Source organism: Roseomonas sp. BN140053 (genome assembly GCF_047690175.1).
GTDB lineage: Bacteria > Pseudomonadota > Alphaproteobacteria > Acetobacterales > Acetobacteraceae > Roseomonas.
Window position 1 is genome coordinate 91665 of record NZ_JBLLEB010000006.1, and the last position, 18847, is coordinate 110511.

General features: G+C 71.5%; 17 protein-coding genes and 1 tRNA gene. 4 read left to right on the top strand and 14 right to left on the bottom strand.

The genetic code is table 11. The features are described from left to right. Nucleotides 1–7: 7 nt before the first annotated feature. A complete protein-coding gene (locus tag ACLIBK_RS08430; RefSeq protein ID WP_415386801.1) occupies nucleotides 8–763 on the bottom strand; it encodes a CoA transferase subunit A in 756 nt (251 codons plus the stop codon). Between the two features lie 138 nt (nucleotides 764–901). Between ACLIBK_RS08430 and ACLIBK_RS08435 the strand changes: the two genes are divergently transcribed. Further along, a tRNA-Ala gene (locus tag ACLIBK_RS08435) sits at nucleotides 902–977 on the top strand. 266 nt (nucleotides 978–1243) lie between these two features. Here ACLIBK_RS08435 and ACLIBK_RS08440 read toward each other — a convergent pair. The 11 genes from ACLIBK_RS08440 to ACLIBK_RS08490 all read right to left on the bottom strand — a co-directional run bounded on the left by ACLIBK_RS08440 (nucleotide 1244) and on the right by ACLIBK_RS08490 (nucleotide 14641). Then, on the bottom strand, nucleotides 1244–1609 hold the full coding sequence (locus tag ACLIBK_RS08440; RefSeq protein ID WP_415386802.1) for a hypothetical protein: 366 nt from the start codon (nucleotides 1607–1609) through the stop codon (nucleotides 1244–1246). A gap of 16 nt (nucleotides 1610–1625) precedes the next feature. Next, nucleotides 1626–3542 (bottom strand): potassium transporter Kup, encoded by a 1917-nt coding sequence (locus tag ACLIBK_RS08445; RefSeq protein WP_415386803.1) that lies wholly within the window; start codon nucleotides 3540–3542, stop codon nucleotides 1626–1628. Between the two features lie 417 nt (nucleotides 3543–3959). Next, nucleotides 3960–4754, bottom strand: coding sequence for an amino acid ABC transporter ATP-binding protein (locus ACLIBK_RS08450; RefSeq protein WP_415386804.1), 795 nt, complete (start codon nucleotides 4752–4754; stop codon nucleotides 3960–3962). Nucleotides 4755–4768: 14 nt separating this feature from the next. Beyond that, complete coding sequence (locus tag ACLIBK_RS08455; protein ID WP_415386805.1) at nucleotides 4769–5902, bottom strand: amino acid ABC transporter permease; 1134 nt, start codon at nucleotides 5900–5902, stop codon at nucleotides 4769–4771. A gap of 11 nt (nucleotides 5903–5913) precedes the next feature. Beyond that, the gene (locus tag ACLIBK_RS08460; protein ID WP_415386806.1) at nucleotides 5914–7116 is read right to left on the bottom strand and encodes an amino acid ABC transporter permease; all 1203 of its coding nucleotides are present in this window, start codon (nucleotides 7114–7116) and stop codon (nucleotides 5914–5916) included. Nucleotides 7117–7239: 123 nt separating this feature from the next. Beyond that, nucleotides 7240–8289, bottom strand: a complete 1050-nt coding sequence (locus ACLIBK_RS08465; RefSeq protein WP_415386807.1) for an amino acid ABC transporter substrate-binding protein — start codon at nucleotides 8287–8289, stop codon at nucleotides 7240–7242. Between the two features lie 374 nt (nucleotides 8290–8663). After that, nucleotides 8664–9203, bottom strand: coding sequence for a hypothetical protein (locus ACLIBK_RS08470; RefSeq protein WP_415386808.1), 540 nt, complete (start codon nucleotides 9201–9203; stop codon nucleotides 8664–8666). Next, nucleotides 9200–11014: a transglycosylase domain-containing protein gene (locus ACLIBK_RS08475; RefSeq protein WP_415386809.1), complete on the bottom strand. Its 1815-nt coding sequence runs from the start codon at nucleotides 11012–11014 to the stop codon at nucleotides 9200–9202. The genes ACLIBK_RS08470 and ACLIBK_RS08475 overlap by 4 nt, the downstream gene beginning before the upstream one ends. A gap of 136 nt (nucleotides 11015–11150) precedes the next feature. Next, a complete protein-coding gene (locus ACLIBK_RS08480) occupies nucleotides 11151–12686 on the bottom strand; it encodes a hypothetical protein (RefSeq protein WP_415386810.1) in 1536 nt (511 codons plus the stop codon). Between the two features lie 10 nt (nucleotides 12687–12696). Then, nucleotides 12697–13155, bottom strand: coding sequence for a trypco2 family protein (locus tag ACLIBK_RS08485; protein WP_415386811.1), 459 nt, complete (start codon nucleotides 13153–13155; stop codon nucleotides 12697–12699). Nucleotides 13156–13396: 241 nt separating this feature from the next. Beyond that, nucleotides 13397–14641 carry a class I SAM-dependent methyltransferase gene (locus ACLIBK_RS08490; RefSeq protein ID WP_415386812.1) on the bottom strand — a complete coding sequence of 415 codons (1245 nt, stop codon included), beginning with the start codon at nucleotides 14639–14641 and terminating at the stop codon, nucleotides 13397–13399. A 116-nt stretch (nucleotides 14642–14757) separates the two neighbouring features. On the opposite strand from ACLIBK_RS08490, the gene ACLIBK_RS08495 reads away from it, so the two are divergent. Next, the gene (locus ACLIBK_RS08495) at nucleotides 14758–15177 is read left to right on the top strand and encodes a hypothetical protein (RefSeq protein ID WP_415386813.1); all 420 of its coding nucleotides are present in this window, start codon (nucleotides 14758–14760) and stop codon (nucleotides 15175–15177) included. Between the two features lie 18 nt (nucleotides 15178–15195). Here ACLIBK_RS08495 and ACLIBK_RS08500 read toward each other — a convergent pair whose 3' ends face one another. Then, nucleotides 15196–16200: a Bug family tripartite tricarboxylate transporter substrate binding protein gene (locus tag ACLIBK_RS08500; RefSeq protein ID WP_415386814.1), complete on the bottom strand. Its 1005-nt coding sequence runs from the start codon at nucleotides 16198–16200 to the stop codon at nucleotides 15196–15198. Between the two features lie 187 nt (nucleotides 16201–16387). On the opposite strand from ACLIBK_RS08500, the gene ACLIBK_RS08505 reads away from it, so the two are divergent. Together ACLIBK_RS08505 and rlmN are read left to right on the top strand one after the other, a co-directional pair. Next, the gene (locus ACLIBK_RS08505) at nucleotides 16388–16918 is read left to right on the top strand and encodes an invasion associated locus B family protein (protein ID WP_415386815.1); all 531 of its coding nucleotides are present in this window, start codon (nucleotides 16388–16390) and stop codon (nucleotides 16916–16918) included. An 86-nt stretch (nucleotides 16919–17004) separates the two neighbouring features. Beyond that, complete coding sequence (gene rlmN / locus ACLIBK_RS08510; RefSeq protein WP_415386898.1) at nucleotides 17005–18222, top strand: 23S rRNA (adenine(2503)-C(2))-methyltransferase RlmN; 1218 nt, start codon at nucleotides 17005–17007, stop codon at nucleotides 18220–18222. Nucleotides 18223–18363: 141 nt separating this feature from the next. On the opposite strand, the gene ACLIBK_RS08515 is transcribed toward rlmN, so the two are convergent. Then, on the bottom strand, nucleotides 18364–18843 hold the full coding sequence (locus tag ACLIBK_RS08515; protein ID WP_415386816.1) for a glutathione peroxidase: 480 nt from the start codon (nucleotides 18841–18843) through the stop codon (nucleotides 18364–18366). Between the last annotated feature and the right edge of the window lie 4 nt (nucleotides 18844–18847).

Sequence of the window (18847 nt, forward strand, 5' to 3'; positions counted from 1 at the left end):
TCCCCTCTCAGGCCACGGCCGGTTCGGAACCGCCGGCGGCACCCGCCGCGGCGGCGGGTTCGCGCTGGCGCAGCGTGCGCTGCTCGATTCGCTTCTCGAAGCCCACGGGCAGCTTCACCATGCGCTTCACGTAGATGCCGGGCGTGTGGATCTGGTCGGCGTCGATCTCGCCCGCCTCCACCAGCTCCTCCACCTGCACCACCGTCACCTTGGCCGCCGTGGCCATGATCGGGTTGAAGTTCCGCGCGGTCTTGCGGAACACCAGGTTCCCCTCCGTGTCGGCCTTCCAGGCATGCACGATGGCGAGGTCGGCGAAGATGCCGCGCTCCATCACGTAGGTGGCGCCGTCGAACTCGCGCGTCTCCTTGCCCTCGGCCACCGCGGTGCCGACGCCGGTGCGGGTGAAGAAGGCGGGGATGCCGGCGCCGCCGGCGCGGATGCGCTCGGCCAGCGTGCCCTGCGGATTGAACTCGATCTCCAGCTCGCCGGCCAGGTACTGCCGCGCAAAGGTCGCGTTCTCGCCGACATAGGAGGAGATCATCTTGCGGATCTGGCGGGTCTGCAGCAGCAGCCCCAGCCCGGCATCATCGATGCCCGCGTTGTTGGACACCACGGTGAGGTCCTTCACGCCGGAATCGCGGATCGCCTCGATCAGCGCGGTGGGAATGCCGCACAGGCCGAAGCCGCCGGAATGGATCAGCATCCCGTCGCGCAGCACCCCCGACAACGCCGCCGCGGCATCCGGATAAACCTTGCCCTTCATGAGACCATTTCCCGCCCAGCCTGAGGGCGCGAAAGCTAGTCGCGGCCAGCCCCGCACGGAAGAGGGGGGCGGGGTCTTGCGCCCCTCGGTGGGGGCGGTTATACGCCCGCCACGCCCGGTTCGCCGGTGCGTCTCTACGGGGCCATAGCTCAGTTGGGAGAGCGCCTGAATGGCATTCAGGAGGTCGTCGGTTCGATTCCGATTGGCTCCACCAGTTTCGCGGGGTGTCCGGTAACGGGCACCCCGCTTCCCGTTTCAGGGCCCCGTTCCACCTGACGCGCGCCCCGGCGGATCAGCCATCCCGCCGCAACCCAGTCCCGCCAACCGCCCTTCCTGGGCCGCACAGTCTCACCAACCGCTCTCTCCGGGCCGCGGGAATGCGCGGACGCGCCTCCGAGCCGCAGGGAGGGGGCGCATCCATCGTGGAAGCGGGCAGGGCAGGAAACGGGCGGCGCGCGGCCGCCCGCGGCAACGCAGCCCTCAGGCCACGTTCACCACGCGCCAGGCATTCTCCTGCCCGTCCGGCTCGGCGATGGTCACGTTCTCGCCCGGGCGCCAGCGCACGTTGCCGCGGATCATCGCGTGCAGCGGCGCGTCGATCGCCCGGTCCGGCCGCTGGAAGAAGCGCAGCGCCCAGCCGAGATCGGGGTCGTACTGCACGTCGCCCTCGATCAGCCCCTCGCCGGGCCAGTAGCGGCGCGCCGGCCAGGGCTCGCCATCCGCCAGCCACGCATCGGCCGAGGGTTGCCCGTGCGGGTCCAGCGTCAGGCAGATCTCGTAGCGGTGCTCAGGGCTGCCTTCCGGCAGGCCGGGCCCACCGCTCGGGGACAGGGTGACCCAGGCCAAGCGAAACCTCCCTCCGTCAGATTGCCACCCGAACGCCGAGTTCCACCACGCGGTCACTGGGAATGCGGAAGAACTCCGTAGCCGGAACGGAGTTGCGGCTCATCAGCCCGAAGACCCATTGCTGCCAGGTGAACATCTTGGGCACGGTGGCCGCCACCAGCGTTTCGCGCCCCAGGAAATAGGAGGCCTGCATCGGCTCGAACCCGATGCCCACATCCTGCATCGCTTGCAGGTCGCGCGGGATGTTGGGGCTTTCCTGGAAGCCGTAGCGCAGCACCACGCGGTAGATGCCGGGCGCCAGCACCTCCACCGTGCGGCGCTCGGTGGCCAGTGGCACGTCCTCGTTGATCACGGTGGCGAAGATGATGCGCTCGTGCAGCACCTTGTTGTGCTTCAGGTTGTGCAGCAGCGCATTCGGCACGTAGTCCGGCTGCCCCGTCATGAACACCGCGATCCCCGGCACCCGGATGGTGCGCGACTGCGGCAGCCGCGCCAGGAAGGAGGCCAGCGGCAGGCTGTCCTGGCGGAAGCGGCTGAACAGCAGCTCCCGTCCGCGCCGCCACGTCACCATCAGCGCGAACAGCCCGGCCCCCAGCACCAGCGGCACCCAGCCGCCTTCGGGGATCTTCAGCACGTTGGAGATGAAGAAGGCGAGGTCGAGCAGGAACAGCGGCACGAACACCAGCAGCACCAGCGGCAGCGACCAGTTGAAGCGCCGCATGAACACCAGCCCCGCCAGGCAGGAGGTCGCCAGAAAAGTCCCCGTCACCGCGATGCCGTAGGCGGCCGCAAGACTGTCCGAATTGCGGAAGGCCAGCACCAGGATCACCACCCCCACCAGCAGGGCGAGGTTCACCTGCGGCAGGAAGATCTGCCCCTCCTCCGTCTCGGAGGTGTGCCGCACCACCAGCCGCGGCAGCAGCCCCATCTGCACGCATTGCCGCGCGATGGAGAAGGCGCCGGACAGCATGGCCTGGCTGGCGATGATGGTGGCCAGCGTGGCCAGCACCACCAGCGGCAGCCGCATCCATTCCGGCGCCAGCAGGTAGAAGGGATTCTCCAGCGCCGCCGGGTCGTTCAGCATCAGCGCGCCCTGGCCGAGATAGTTCAGCAGCAGCGCCGGCAGCACGAAGAACAGCCAGGCCAGCCGGATCGGCCGCGCGCCGAAATGTCCCATATCGGCATACAGCGCCTCCGCCCCCGTGATCGCCAGCACCACCGAGCCCAGCGCCACGAAGGCCGCCAGCTTGTAGGTGATGCAGAAGCGCACGGCGTGGTGCGGCGACAGCGCTTCCAGCACCTCCGGCTCGCGCAGGATCTCCACCAGTCCGAGCCCGCCCAGCACCGCGAACCACACCACGGTAATCGGCCCGAACACCGCGCCCACCAGCTGCGTGCCGCGCGACTGCACCAGGAACAGACCCACCAGCACCGCCAGCGACAAGGGCACCACCAGCCCCTCGAAGGTGGGGGAGATCAGCTTCAGCCCTTCCACCGCCGAGAGCACGGAGATGGCGGGCGTGATGACGCCGTCGCCGAAGAACAGGCAGGCGCCGGCGATGCCGATCAGTGCCACGATGCCCCGCGCGCGCTCGGTGCGCACGGCACGCTGCGCCAGCGCCATCAGCGCCAGGATGCCGCCCTCGCCACGGTTGTCCGCCCGCAGCACGATCAGCACGTACTTCACCGTGACCACGATGATCAGCGACCACACGATCAGGCTGAGCACGCCCAGGATTTCCCAGCGCTCCAGCCCGTCAGCGGCAAAATGCAGCAGCGAGGCCCGCATGGCGTAGAGCGGGCTGGTGCCGATGTCGCCGTAGACGACACCGAGAACCCCGATCAGGAGAGCGAGGTTCAGGGGGCGCCCGGCATGGCCGGACGGGGCAGCAGTGGTCACAGTTCTCGGATCATCCGTTGCGCCGCGAGGCATAGGCCCGTCCCCCGCGACGGCGCAAGGCCCTCACCCCAGGGCCCGTTCGCCCCGGCCGAAGCGCCATGTCCGGGGTGTCGGGTGGATCGGCTGGTCCTGGGGTATTCTGGCCGTGGCCAAGGGGGCTCTGCCCCCTTGGAGCCCCCGCGAGGAGCTTAGGCTCCTCGACCTCATAAGTGCCTCCGGCGGGGGCGGGTTGGGCAACGCCGTCCATCCTGGCTGCCGTCGGCCATCCCGCCCCCGCCGGAGGCACGCAACGTGGGGTCCGGGGAGTTCGTAACTCCCCGGCTCGGGACAAAGGCTTCGCCTTTGCCCTGGGGTCCAGGGGCAGCGCCCCTGGCCAACGCCCGAATATCCGGGACCAACCGGCGCCACCCGAAACCCCCGGCACCGCACCCCTGCCGGGATGTGCGGCGGTCAGTGCCCTCGCAGGATCTGCGACAGGAAGGCGCGCAGGCGGTCGGTGCGGGGGTTGTCGAACATGGTGTCGGGCGTGCCGGACTCCACGATCTCGCCGCGGTCCATGAACACCACGCGGTCGGCGACCTGCCGGGCGAAGCCCATCTCGTGGGTGACGCAGATCATGGTCATGCCGCTCTCCGCCAGCCCCACCATGGTGTCCAGCACCTCCTTGATCATCTCGGGGTCGAGCGCCGAGGTCGGCTCGTCGAACAGCATGATCTTGGGCTTCATGCACAGCGCCCGGGCAATCGCCACGCGCTGCTGCTGCCCGCCCGACAGCTGGCCGGGGAACTTGTTGGCCTGTTCCGGGATCTTCACCCGGCGCAGGTAGTCCATGGCCAGCGCCTCGGCCTCCGCCTTGGGCATCTTGCGCACCCAGATCGGGGCCAGGGTGCAGTTCTGCAGGATGGTCAGGTGCGGGAACAGGTTGAAGCTCTGGAACACCATGCCGACCTCGCGGCGGATGGCGTCCAGGGCGCGGACATCGTCCGACAGCTCGATCCCGTCCACCAGGATGCGGCCCTGCTGGTGCTGCTCCAGCCGGTTGATGCAGCGGATCATGGTGGACTTGCCCGACCCCGAGGGGCCGCACACCACCACCCGCTCGCCATGCGCGACGGACAGGTTGACGTCGCGCAGCACGTGCATCGCGCCGTACCACTTGTTGACCTGGTCCAGCAGGATGGCGGGCTTGGCATCCGCTTGCACGGCGGAAGCGACGTGGGACGCGTCGGAAAGGACGGCGCTCATGGCGGAAACTCCGGTCAGCGGCGACGGTGGCGGTTGAGTTCGGCTTCGAGGTTCTGGCTGTACCTCGACATGGCGAAGCAGAAGCAGAAGTAGATCAGCGACAGGGTGACGTAGACCTCCACGCCGAAGCCCTGCCAGGCCTGTTCCACCACCGCCGTCTTGCCCGCCGTCAGCAGATCGAAGATGCCGATGATCAGCACCAGCGAGGTGTCCTTGAAGAAGCCGATAAAGGTGTTCACCAGCGGCGGGATCACCAGCCGCAGCGCCTGCGGCAGCACGATGAACCCGGTCTTCTGCCAGTACGAGAGACCCAGCGCGTCGGCCGCCTCGTACTGCCCCTTGCTCAGGGCCTGCAGGCCGCCGCGCACCACCTCGGCCAGGTAGGCGCCGGCGAACAGGATCACCGCCACCTGCGCCCGCAGCAGCTTGTCCACGTTCATCCCCTCGGGGAGGAACAGCGGAAACATCACCGAGGCCATGAACAGCAGCGAGATCAGCGGCACGCCGCGGATCAGCTCCACGTAGGCGACGCAGAGCAGCCGGATCGCGGGCATCGAGGACCGCCGCCCCAGCGCCACCAGGATCGCCAGCGGAAACGCGAAGGCGAGGCCGAAGGTGGAAAGGATCAGCGTGATCGGCAGCCCGCCCCAGCGCTCCTGCGGCACGTAGCTCAGCCCGAAGATGCCGCCCCACATCAGCACGCCGATGGCGGTCAGCGTCGCCACCCAGACCAGCGCCAGCTCCCAGCGCCAGAAGCGGCGCATCGCCGAGACGATGTAGAGCGCCACGAACAGCACGCAGACCAGCGCCGGGCGCCAGTGCTCGTCGAAGGGATAGGTGCCGAACAGGATGAAGCGGTGCTTCTCCGTGATCACCGCCCAGCAGGCGCCGACGCCGTGCGCGGCGCGGCAAGCCTGGGTCTGGCTGTTGGGCACCGACCAGATGGCGTTGACGAAGGCCCAGTCGATGAAGCCGATCGCCCAGCGCACCACGAGGTAGGCCAGCAGCAGCGTGACCGCCGTGCTCCACCAGGAGGAGAACAGGTTGGCCCGGAACCAGGCCACCGGCCCGACCACCGTGGCCGGCGGCGTGCGCGGCGCCGCCTCGGGCGAGGAGGCGACGGCGGTGTTGAGGGTGATGTCGCTCATGGCTGCTCCCCTCAGCGCTCAACCAGCGCGATGCGCGTGTTGTACCAGTTCATGAACAGGCTGATGCTCAGGCTGATGGTCAGGTAGACCAGCATGATGATGGCGATGCCCTCGATCGCCTGGCCGGTCTGGTTCAGCGTCGTGTTGGCGATCGAGACGATGTCCTGGTAGCCGATGGCCACCGCCAGGGACGAGTTCTTGGTCAGGTTCAGGTACTGCGAGGTCATCGGCGGAATGATCACCCGCAGCGCCTGCGGCAGGATGATCCGGCGCAGCACCAGCCCGGGCCGCAGCCCCAGCGCCTGCGCCGCTTCCCACTGCCCCTGCGACACGGACTGAATGCCGGCGCGCACGATCTCGGCGATAAAGGCGGCGGTGTAGGTCACCAGCCCGACCAGCAGCGCGAAGTATTCCGGGCTGATGGTGGTGCCGCCCACGAAGTTGAAGCCGCGCAGCGCCGGCGCGTCCACCGTCCAGGGCGCGCCCAGCGCCGCCCAGACCGCCACGGGAAACAGCACCAGCAGCCCCAGCGCCGCCGGCCAGACCCGGCGTGGCTGCCCGTCCGCCATCTGCGCCCGGCGCGCCCGGCGCGCGAGGTACCAGGTGCCGATGCCGCCCAGCAGGAAAGCCAGCACCGCCCAGGTATGCGCATCCTGCCACTGCACCCAGGGCAGCTTCAGGCCGCGGTTGCTGAGAAACACGCTGCCGACGGGGTTCAGCGCCTGCCGCGGCCCGGGCAGGCCCTGCAGGATGGTGTACCAGAACAGCAGCTGCAGCAGCAGCGGCACGTCGCGGATCACCTCGACGTAGACGGCCGCGACCTTGCTCAGCAGCCAGTTCTTGCTCAGCCGCGCCACGCCGATCAGCGTGCCCAGGATCGTGGCCAGCAGCACGCCCACCACGGCGATCTTGAGGGTGTTCAGCACGCCCACGATCAGCGCCCGCAGGTAGGTGCTGGTGGGGCTGTAGTCGATCAGGTGCTCGCCGATCGGCAGCCCGGCCTCGCGCTGCAGGAAGCTGAAGCCCGTGGCGATACGCCGCACCGCCAGGTTATGGGCGGTGTTGCGGGCCAGCCACCAGATCAGCGCCACCACGGCGCCGACGATCAGCACCTGCCACACGATGGCGCGGATGCGCTCGTCGGCCCAGCTCAGCCGCAGGGGCCGCCTGGGCGGGGCGCGCAGGCTGCGCGGATCGACCGTGGTTTGCGACATCGTTGGGGGGCCCTCGTTCCGTCCGCGGCCGTTGTTCTGGAACCCGCCGGGCCTGCGCCCGGCCGGGGTCGGGAAAAGCTGCCGCGGGGCAGGGCGCATGCGCCCCGTCCCGCGGCCGTCAGGTCAGCGCATCGGCGGGGCGTATTGCAGCCCGCCCTTGTTCCACAGGGCATTCGGGCCGCGCTGGATGCCGATCGGCGTCAGGTTGCGGTCGAACACCTCGCCGTAGTTGCCGACCCGCTTGATGACGTTCACCGCCCAGTTCGCGGGCAGCCCCACCATCTGGCCGAGGTCGCCGGTCTTGCCCACCAGGCGCTGCACGTCGGGGCGCGGGTCGTTGGCCATGCTGTCCACGTTGGCGCTGGTGACGCCCAGCTCCTCGGCGGTGATCATGGCGAAGTGCACCCAGCGCACGATGTCGCCGAATCGCTGGTCGCCGTGGCGGATCGACGGGCCCAGCGGCTCCTTGGAGATCACGTCGGGCAGGATGGTGTGATCGGCCGGGTTGGACTGGGCCGAGCGCGTGCCGGCCAGGCCGGACACGTCGGTGGTGAAGGCGTCGCAGCGGCCGGCGACATAGGCGGCCACCAGCTCCTCCAGCCGCTCGATCACCACGGGGGTGAAGCGGATGTTGTTGGAGCGCGCCCAGTCCGTCAGGTTCTGCTCGGTGGTGGTGCCGGGCTGCACGCAGATGGTGGCGCCGTCCAGCTCCTTGGCGGTCTTCACCCCCGTGGAGGTTTTCACCATGAAGCCCTGGCCGTCGTAGAAGGTGATGCCCTCGAAATCCAGGCCCAGGCTGGTGTCGCGCGACATGCTCCAGGTCGTGTTGCGCGACAGGATGTCGACCTCACCCGACTGCAGCGCGGTGAAGCGGCTCTGCGTCGTGGTGGGGACGTAGCGCACCTTGCTGGGGTCGCCGAAGATCGCGGCCGACACGGCACGGCAGAAATCCACGTCGAAGCCCCGCCAGTTGCCCTGGCTGTCCGGCTGCGAGAATCCCGCGAGGCCGGCATTGACGCCGCAGATCAGCGTGCCGCGGGCGCGGATGGCGTCCAGCGTGGCGGTCGGGCCGCTGGGGGCGGCCGGCTGCTGCGCCGCGGCGGTGTGGCTGAAGCAGGTGCCCAGGGCGAGGGCGCCGAGTGCGCCGAGGGTGGCAAGCCGGATTGGCCGCATGCACGAGATCTCCCAACAACATTCCAGGAACCCCGACCAGGCCGATGGGCCGGGCGGGGGGAAGCCAGCCGGTTCGGCGCGCGAAACCAGTCCGGCGCCTTCCGCAACGCTGCCATTCTTTCACGGCAGATGAATCAAGGCGAGGGTAGCCGTCCGGGCCCTGCGCGCGAGCCGGGGCGGCGGGCCGCCCGGATGCGATGGATGGGTACTCGCAAGCTGCGTGCCACGGCATGACGGCGTCGCGAAGCCGGCGCCCAGGGCGTCGCGCAACCCGAAGCCGCAGGCGCCACAAACGCCGGTACTCCCGAGTCCAGCGCAGCCCGGGGTGCACGGCCCCGGCGCAACGGCGCCGCGGTGACTCGGCGCCGGGCGGTTCAGCCCGCCCGCGGCAGGTGCAGCAGCAGCCCGCCCGAATCCTGCTCCGCCCGGATGCCCGCCGCCGCCAGCAGGTCGCGCGTTCCCGGCTCCAGCGGCCAGTCCAGCCGCAGCGCCGCCCCGCGCAGGTGCAGCGCCAGCCCCTGGCCCATCGGCAGGGCCGCGGCATCCATGGCCAGCCGCAGCAGCGCCGCGTCGAAACGGGGCCGCGTCACCTCCAGGATGGCGTTTTCCGCCACGTCCAGCACCAGCTTGCGGTTGGCGGCCAGGGCCAGCAGCGGCAGCAGGTCCGCCACCAGCGTCCCGGACTTGACCTGCGCCGGCGCCTCCGCCCGCAGTAGTCCCAGCAGCCCGCGCACCATGGTGTCATAGGCGCGCGCGGCCTGCAGCGCCCGCCCGACCTGCCGGCCTTCCCGCCCTTCCGCCGGCAGGGAGGAGGCGGTGGCTTCCAGGTTCATCAGCAGCACCATCGCCATGTTGTTGGCGGCGTGGCGAGCCGGGCCGATCAGGGGCCAGACGATCTCGGTATCCGGGGTCATCGCGGCAGGGCTTCCAGGACCTCGTGAAACAGGCGGGCGGGCAGGGACCCGCCGCTCACCTCCTCCATCGGGGAAGCGTCGTCATTGCCCAGCCACACCCCGATAACGCTGCGTCCGGAGAATCCGATGAACCACGCGTCGCGAAAATCCTGCGTCGTGCCGGTCTTGCCCGCCACCGCGCGCCCCGCCACCGCCGCCGCCCGCCCCGTGCCGCGCGTCACCACCGCGGTCAGGGCGCGCCGGATCGCCGCGGCGTGGTCGGGGTCCAGCACCCGCGCCGGCGTCGGCTGCGGCAGCACCCGCGTCGCCGTGCCCACCCGCGTGGCCAGCAGCCCGAAGGGTTCCACCCGCAGCCCGCCATTGCTGAAGCTGGCATAGGCTGCCGCCAGCTGCAGCAGCGTCGCCTGCCCGGTGCCCAGCGCCAGCGTCGCGTCATTGGGAAAGGGCCCGGTCAGCCCCAGCCGCTGCGCCACCGCCGTGGCCGGGCCGGGACCGCCGGCGCGCAGCAGCGTGCGCACGGCGGCGGTGTTGACGCTGCCCGCCAGCATCTCCTCGATCGACACCGCGCCGCGCGTCCGCCAGGTGCCGTTGCCCGGCGACCAGCTGCCCAGGCTCAGCGGCGCGTCCGACACGGTGTCGGAAAGGTCCATCCCCGCTTCCAGCGCCGCCAGCGCCACGAAGGGCTTGAAGGCGGAACCGGGCTGCCGGCGCGCATCCACCGCGCGGTTGAACTGGCTGGTGCGGTAGTCGCCGCCGCCCACCATCGCCCGCACCGCGCCCGAGGTCGCGTCCAGCACCACCACCGCGCCCTCGCCGACATTGGCCCGCGCCCCCTGGTTCTCCAGCAGCGCGCGCAGCTTGGCTTCCGCCACCTGCTGCGTGCGCAGGTCCAGCGTGGTGCGCAGCACGAGGTCGCCGGCATCGGGGAAGCGCTCCGCCACCTCGTCCTGCACCCAGTCGGCGAACCAGCCGGCATTGCGCGACGGCCGCGGCGGCAGCGCGATGCGCTCGCCCTCCGCCTGCGCCTGTTCTTCCGTCAGCGCGCCCGTCTCGGCCATGGCGCGCAGCACCTCGCGCGCCCGGTTCGCCGCCCCTTCGGGGTTGGCGCGCGGGTTCAGCCGCGACGGCGCCTTGGGCAGTCCCGCCAGCATCGCCGCCTGCCACGGCGTCACCCGCCGGGCGGAAACGCCGAAATACAGCCGCGCCGCCGCATCCACCCCGTAGGCGCCGGAGCCGAGGTAGACGCGGTTCAGGTAGATCTCCAGCAGCTCCGCCTTGGAAAAGCGGTGCTCCAGCCATAGCGCCATCACCACCTCCTGCGCCTTGCGCCGGAAGGAGCGGTCGGGGCTGAGGAACAGGTTCTTGGCCAGCTGCTGCGTCAGCGTCGAGCCGCCCTGCACCACCCGCCCGGCGGAGATGTTGGCCCAGGCCGCGCGCAGCAGCCCGATCGGGTCCAGCCCGGGATGGCTCATGAAGCGCCGGTCCTCGATGGCCAGCAGCGCCGCCGGCACGGTGCGCGGCAGGTCGCGCAGGTGCAGCGAATCCCCGTACAGGTCGCCCGAGGTGGTCAGCAGCTGCCCGCCCGAGGCTTCCAGCGTCAGCGCCGGGCGCCGCGTGGTGGCCAGGGCGCGCTCGGGCTGCGGCAGGTCCCAGACCAGGGCCAGGAAGCCCAGCGCCGCCGCGATGGAGCCCCAGACCGCCACCAGCAGGAACCAGCGCAGCACCCGCCCCATACGGCGCGGCGCCGTGCGGGCCGGCGCGGCGGCGGAGGGCGGCGGCGGCGAGGGAGAGGTCGCGGGAGCGCGGAACATGCTGTTCGACCGATAATGGGCCCGCCCGGCCCCCACTGCCAGGAGTGGCCTCCGCCGGGGCGCCCCCCCCGTGCTTCCCGGACGCCCCTGCCGCATCCGCTGGCACGACCCGGGCCGCCGGCCCGGGTCGCGGCGCTCACTCGAAGCGCAGCTCCGGGAAATCGCCGCCGAAGAGCTGCGTGAAGCGCCCGCGCAGCCATTCCGTCATCCAGTTCTTCTCGTCCCCGTCGTGGCTGGCATAGGGCGCGGCCAGGACCAAGCTGTCGGCCAGCATGATCGCCTGCATCCCCAGCATGTTCAGCGACCGCGTGGTCATGCTGCGCAGGAAGTCCTTGTTGCGGTGAAAGGTGGTGCGGTCGCTGAAATCGTTGATCACGAAGTCGAAGCTGTCGCGCCACGCATCGCCCAGCGGCGAAGCGTCCGACAGAAAATGGTCCACGCCGAGGAAGCAGGTGGAATCCACCTGCGCCCGCCAGCGCTGCGCCGTCCAGTAGATATGGCAGAGCGGGTCGGTCGCCAGCTCCGCCCCCTGCAGGTCGTGCCGCACCAGCTCGGAAGGCGGCACCCAGCCCAGCGCGCCGCACAGTTCCCCCAGGTAGCGCAGGTGGTCGGCCCGACCCCGCATCGGCCGCACCCGCCCCGCCACGGACAGGATATCGGCGAAGCGCACCGCCGGCAGCAGCTGCCGGAACCCCGGCGAGAGCAGCCGCAGCGGCGCGTGCTGCGGCAGCAGCGGCGCGAAGAGCGCCAGCTCGCAGATCGCCCCGAAGCTGAGCAGGAACTCCTCCAGATCCCGCGTGCGAACCGAATCCAGGGCGCGCAACAGCGGGGCATGGTACAGCTGCAGCGCGGCATCGCCCGCCGTCACCCGGGCCACGAACTCCTCGAAGGGCAAGCCGGTATCCCAGTATTCCGCCGCCGTGGCGGCGCCTTCGATGATGCTGGCGACACCGAAGGGGTTGCCGTTGCCGCCCAGCACGTCCAGCAGGTCGGTCGTCCCCAGGATGCTGCGGTCCTCCTGCGTCAGCTCGGTGGCCGCTTCCCGCGCCAGCGCCGCGCGGTCGATGCCATCGGGATAGATCGGGTAGGGGTTGCCCGCCTGGTGCGCCGTGCCGTTGGTGTGCGCGATGAAGGCGGCCAGCAGCTCCTGCACGCCCAGAAAGGCGGGGTGCAGCCCTTGCAGCGGCGGCCGCAGCGGAAAGAGACCCTGATCCATCCGCGCCATGTCGTCGCAGAAATGCGCGATCAGGTCGCTGCGCCGCTCGGAGTCCCCGTTCAGGCTGTTCACCATGGTCTCGGTGTTGAGCCAGGTGCCCAGGTAGATCTCGACCTGCTCCGCCACCTCCGGCGGCATAGGGGGCAGGTTCCGGAGCAGCGGCGGCGCCACCGCGCAGCCGCCCTCCACCAGGGCCTGCACCATGTTGATGGTCGCGCGATTCTGCAGCACCCGGCACCATTGCAGGAACAGGCCGTAGGGTGTGGTGGTGTATTGCAGGTAGTGGGTCAGCTCGTGCGTATAGGTCGCCACCTCGCGCGGCTTGGCGGCCGGCCCCTGCTGCCGCGCCAGGCGCCAGTGCCGATGCGCCTCGAACAGCGCGGCGCGGGGAAAGTCGAAGCGGGCGAAGAGGCTGGCCGGCTCCAGCCGACCGGCCTCGACGATGCGGCCCACCACGGCACCCGCCTCAGCCGGTGCCGCCCGCCGTTCCGGCCGGGGTCCCGGCCGCCTGCTCCGTCCCGCCGTCCCCGCTGCCCGACGAGCCCCCCAGCGTGCCGGCCGGGGAACCACCCGGCGGGCCGCCGGCGCCGATCCGCTCGGCCGGCGCCACCTCGGCGCGCGGCCGCACCGGCCCGAAACCCTCGAACCGCCCCTGCGACTTGGCCGCGGCCAGTTTCAGGCTGACCTTCTGCACGGTTTCCTTGTCGAACTTCATGCTGCCATCGGCCTTGATCACCGACAGGGTGAAGCCGCCGCCCGCCTGTTTGGAGCTGCGCACCACGAAGCTGACCTCCAGGGTCATCTCGCTGACCTCGAACACCGCCGGCTTGCCGGAGGCCTCGCGCGCCGCCTGGGAGCGCAGCAGCTGGTCGGACACTGCCCGCACCAGGGTCTCGATCGACAGGTCCTCGGCCAGATCGTCCATGCTGTCCCTCCGCGCGTCCCGCGGCCGCACGATGCGGTGCAGCGCGCGGTGGATGCAAGGCCGGATCGTTCCGGCTCTGCCCGCCCTCGCGCAGCGCCTGCCACTCCACCCCGTGCAGGGCGATCAGCACCGAATGGTCGAAGAAACCGTGGCGGCAACGCGCGTCCGGCAGCGACGGCCCGGCATCCTCCGGCAGGAACCCGCGCGCTGCGGCTCGTGTCCAGGACCACCACCCGGCGCCTCAGCCCGGCGCGGCCAGCAGCAGCCGGTTCATCGGCTCCATGGCATCGCGCAGCGCCAGCATGTCGCGCCCGACCTGCTCGCGCGCGGCGCCGTTGCGCACCAGCGCCTCGGCGATCTCGCCCAGGCTGCGGCGGCCATCCACCTGCGCCAGGATGGCCGCGGCGAGGCGGGGCAGGGGCAGCTGCACCCGCAACCCGTCGAAGGTCGCGGTCAGCGTGCCCTCCCCCGGCAGCCCCCTGGCCAGGGCCGGCCCGTCCAGCTCGCGCAGCACCGGCACGGCAGCAGGGTCGTTCCAGTCGGGCAGGGCGGGCGCGTCCTCCGCCCGGACGCAATAGGCGATGTGGACGCCCATGTTGCCGCACAGCGCCTCGGCCAGGGCGGCGCGGCCCACCGGGTCCAGCCGCGCCGTGCGCTCGCGCAGGCGGGGATCGGGCAGGTAGCGGTCGGGGTCGTAGCGCACCGGCTCCACCAGGCAGCGCAGTTGCAGCCCGGCCGCCGCGATCAGCTGCGCCAGCTGCGGCACGGTGAAGGCCACGTCGCGCGGGTTCAGCAGGAGGTCGTAGAGACCGGCATCGCCGCCCTCGGTGTGGTCGGTGATCCAGGGATTGCGGCGCAGCCAAGCCGTTTCCGGCAGGTGGCGCAGCGCGCGCCTGGCCACCTCCACCCGGGCGGCGGGCGCCTCCTCCGGAGGCGCGAGCAGCCGCAGCGCGTCCTGCAGCATATAGACGCCGGTGCGCCCGTGCGGCGCATAAACCATCAGCCCGATGCCGCCGCCCGGCGCCAGGCTGCCGGCCAGGCCGCGCAAACCGGCCAGCGGGTCGGGCAGGTGGTGCAGCACGCCGCAGCAGTCGATGTAGTCGAAGCGCCCCAGCGCCGGGTCCGGCAGGTCCAGGATGGAGCCTTCCTGGAAGCGGATGTTGCCCAGCCCGCGCTTCGCCGCCCGCGCTTCCGCCACCTGCCGCGCCGCGGCGGAACGGTCCAGCCACACCACCTCGCCCGGGCGGCCCGCGGTCGCCATCTGCTGTGCCAGCATGATCGCGCCGTCGCCGCTGCCGCCCCCCGCGATCAGCGCCCGCAGCGGCCGCGAGGCCGGGCGGCGCGCCCCGAAGATCCAATGGTCGACCTCCCGCAGGTGCGACGGGCTGCCCACGATCAGCCGCTTCGCCTCCTCCGCCGGGTCGCGGGCGGGGTAGGGGTAGCGGTCGTACTGCGCGGCGAGCTGCCGGTCCCGGGTGTCCGTCATGGCGCTTCCCTTAGCCCCGCGCCGCGCCGGCTGGGAACAGTCCCCCCGCCGCGGCGCCCGCCTCGACAGGCCGAGACGCGCCTCGCATGATCCGTACCGGGAACTACCGAGGAAGAATGATGGCCGAAACGGCGGTTCAGGCACCGATGCGGTGGCGGATCGGCCCGCGCGGCGCGCTCTTCGCTGTTTTCCTGGCCATTTCCCTGGGCGCCGGCCTCGTGGACGGCGCGACGGGCGGCCGGGACACGGGCACGGGCCTCGACCTCGCCACCCGCCTCGTCGGCATGGCGCTCTTCGTCCTCACCATCGCCTTGTGGTGCGAGGCGGATGCGCGGCAGGCCGGGCGTCCGTCCCCGGGCAAGTGGACCCGCTTCCTCGTCGTGGTGGCGCTGCCGTTCGGCCTGGCCCTGTACCTGCTCCGCAGCCGTCCGCTCGGGTGGGCGGTAGGCTGGTTCCTGCTGTTCGTCGCCGGCAGCCTCGTCGCCGAGGCATTCGGCATGGCGCTGGGCGTGACCCTGCTCGTACCCCGCACCTGAGGCCGGCCCGGCCGGGCTTCACCCCAGGCTGAGCCCCGCCTCGCGGATCAACTCCTGCACCAGCCGCCGCTCGTTCTCCACCCGCTCGGCCAGCCGCGCCGGCTCGGCGGCGGTGGCGGTGGCGCCAATCTCGGCGAAGCGGGCGCGCAGTTCCGGGTCGGCGGTGGCGTGGTCCACCGCCGCCGTCAGCCGCGCCCGCACCGCGTCGGGCGTGCCACTGCGACAGAACAGCGCGTTCCAGCTGGTCAGGTCGATCTCCGGCCCGCCGCCGGCCGCGAAGCCGGGCACGCCGGGGATGGCATTGGGCCGCGCGCTGGTCACCGCGATGGCCCGCGCCCGCCCGCCGTCCAGCACCGGGTTCAGCGAATTGGCCGACAGGAAGCCGCTTTCCAGCGTCCCGGCCGCCAGGTCGCGCGCCACCTCCGCCCCGCCGCGATACGGCACGTGTTCCAGCCGCACCCCCGTGCGCTGCGCCAGCAGCGCCCCCGCCAGGTGCCCGGTGTTGCCCACCCCCGGCGAGCCGTAGCTCAGGCCCCCCGGCGCCGTGCGCGCCGCCTCCAGGAAGCCGCGGAGGTCGCGGATTCCCGTGCGCTCGGTGACCGCCAGGATATAGGGCACCTCCGCCACCAGCCCGACGGGCGCGAAGTCGCGCTCGTAGCTGAAGGGCAGGCTGCGGTTGATGAACTGCGCCACCACGAAGGAGGCCGCGTCGAACAGCAGCGTGTGCCCGTCCGCCGGGGCCGAGGCGACCTGCCCCGCCGCCAGCGCCCCGCCGGCGCCCGCGCGGTTGTCGATCACCACGTTCTGCCCCAGCACCGCCGCCATGCGCGGCGCGATCAGCCGCGCCAGCGTGTCCGAATTGCCGCCGGCGGCAAAGGCCAGCACCAGCCGCACGGGCCGGCTGGGAAAGCCCTCGGCGCGCTCCTGCGCCCGCAGCCCCGGCAAGGGCAGCGCCGCCCCCGCCAGGGCCAGCGCCGCGCGCCGCCCGAGGATGGAACCCGAACCGCGGCCTGGGTCGCGCATCGCCCTGCTTCCTTTTTCCTCGCGCCGTGGCGGCGCGGCGCCCGCCGCGGCCCCGCAACGGCGTGCCCGCCGCATGCTCGCGCGTCCGGCCGGCGACGGAAAGGCCGCCCAGGTGCCCGGCGCCCCGCCCCATTTCTGCCATACGGGCGGTTGAACCGGGACACCCCGGGGGCTTATCTCCCGCCCCATGAAGCGCCTGCTCCCGGTTCTCGCCGCCCTGGTTCCCTTCGCCGCCCTCGCCCAGCCCGCCCGCAATGCCGCCGCGCCCCAGCGCCTCGGCAGTTTCGGCAACTGGACGGCCGCGACCCATCAGGAAGGCGGTGGCAAGGTCTGCTACGCCTTCACCCGCGCCACCAAATCCGAGGGCGGCGGCACCCGTCAGGGCGTGATGCTCACCGTGACCCACCGCCCGCAGGGGCGCGACCAGGTGGCGGCCGCCCTCGGCTACACCTTGCGCCGCGAGAACGACCGCGCCGACACCCAGGTCGAGGGCGAAATTGGCACCAACGAGATCCGCTTCTACGGCGCCCAGACCAACGCCTTCGCCCAGAACGGTGCCCAAGCCGTCGGCTTCTTTCGCAACGGGCGCGAGCTGGTGGTGAAGGGCCCCGGCCCGCAGGGCGGCGGCGCCCGCGGCGCCACCACCGACACCTTCTCCCTGAGCGGCTTCACCGCCGCCTACGAGGCCATCTCCCGCGAATGCCCGGCCCGACGATGAGCGCCCCCGACACGACCCTGGCGCCCGCAAGCCGCGCCGCCGCACCCGAACCGGCCCACGGCCCGCGCACCCCCCTGGTGCCCGAGGTGACCGTCGCCCCCGCCCTCGCGGCCGTGGCAGCCCCGCGCGCGCCCGCGGCCCCCACCGACGTCACGCCCGACGAAGCCGCGCGCATCCTGATGAAGTCCGCCCTCTTCGCCCCGCCCCCGGCCACCCTGCCGGACGGCCGCCGCGACCTGGTCGGCCTGTCCCGCGCCGAGCTGGAAGCCGAGATGCTGGCGATGGGCGAGAAGCCCTTCCGCGCCCGCCAGCTCTGGCACTGGATCTACCACCAGGGCGAACGCGACTTCGCGAAGATGCCCACCATCGCGCGCCCCCTGCAGCAGCGCCTGGCCGAGCGCTTCGCCATCGGCCGCCCGGAAACCTCCACCGAGCAGCTGAGCAAGGACGGCACCCGCAAGTGGCTGTTCCGCTTCCGCGACGCGCAGCAGGTGGAAACCGTTTACATCCCCGACCGGGAAGAAGACCGCGGCGCCGTCTGCATCTCCACCCAGGTCGGCTGCACGCTGAGCTGCCGCTTCTGCCACACCGGCACCCAGAAGCTGGTGCGCAACCTCGGCGCCGCCGAGATCGTCGGCCAGTTCATGGCCGCCCGCGACACCTACAGCGAATGGCCATCCCCCAAGGACGGCACCCCGCGCCACCTGTCCAACATCGTCGTCATGGGCATGGGCGAGCCGCTCTACAATTACGAGAACGTCGCCAAGGCCCTAACCATCGTCATGGACAACGAGGGCATCGGCCTGTCCCGCCGCCGCATCACCCTCTCCACCTCCGGTGTCGTGCCGATGATGGACCGCTGCGGCGCGGAGCTGAACGTCGGCCTTGCCGTCAGCCTGCACGCCGTCACCGACGAGCTGCGCGACGTCATCGTGCCGCTGAACCGCAAGTACCCCATCGCGGACCTCATGGCCGCCTGCCGCCGCTACCCCAACGCCTCCAACGCCCGCCGTATCACCTTCGAGTACATCATGCTCGACGGCGTCAACGACAGTGAGGCTGAGGCGCGCGAACTCGTCCGCCTGCTCAAGGGCCTGCCCGCCAAGGTCAACCTGATCCCGTTCAACCCCTGGCCCGGCAGCGAGTACCGAACCTCCAAGCCCGAAGCCATCCGCCGCTTCGCCGAGATCCTCTCCGCCGCCGGCTACGCCAGCCCGATCCGCCGCCCCCGCGGCCGCGACATCCTGGCCGCCTGCGGGCAGCTCAAGACGGAATCCGAACGGGTCCGGCGGCCGGCGGCGTAGGAGCGAAGGTCGGGGGAGTGAACTCCCCCGAGCCCCCTCCTTCTTTCGTGAGTCAAAGAGGGCTGCCGGTATCCGGCAGCCCTCTTTGACTCACGAAAATAGATGGGGGTCCGGGGGAATACCTTCCCCCGGCTTCCTTCCCTACAGCAGCGCCGCGACCTTCCCCTCCAGGTCCGCCGGCTTGGCCGTCGGCGCGAAGCGCTCCACCACCTCGCCCTGCCGGTTCACCAGGAACTTGGTGAAGTTCCACTTGATCCCCTCGGTCCCCAGCACCCCCGGCCGCTCCCCCTTCAGCCACCGCCACAGCGGGTGCGCCCCGGCGCCGTTCACCTCCACCTTGGAGAACATCGGGAAGCTGACGTCGTACTTCGTGGAACAGAACGCCCCGATCGCCGCCTCGTCCCCCGGCTCCTGCCCGCCGAACTGGTTGCACGGGAAGCCCAGCACCGCGAAGCCCCGCGGCGCCAGCTTGCGGTGCAGCGCCTCCAGCCCTTCGTACTGCGGGGTGAAGCCGCACTTGCTGGCGGTGTTCACCACCAGCAGCACCTTCCCCGCAAAATCGGCCAGCGGCACCTCGCGCCCGTCCAGCCCCTTAGCGGAGAAATCCCCGATCCCAGCCATGCCG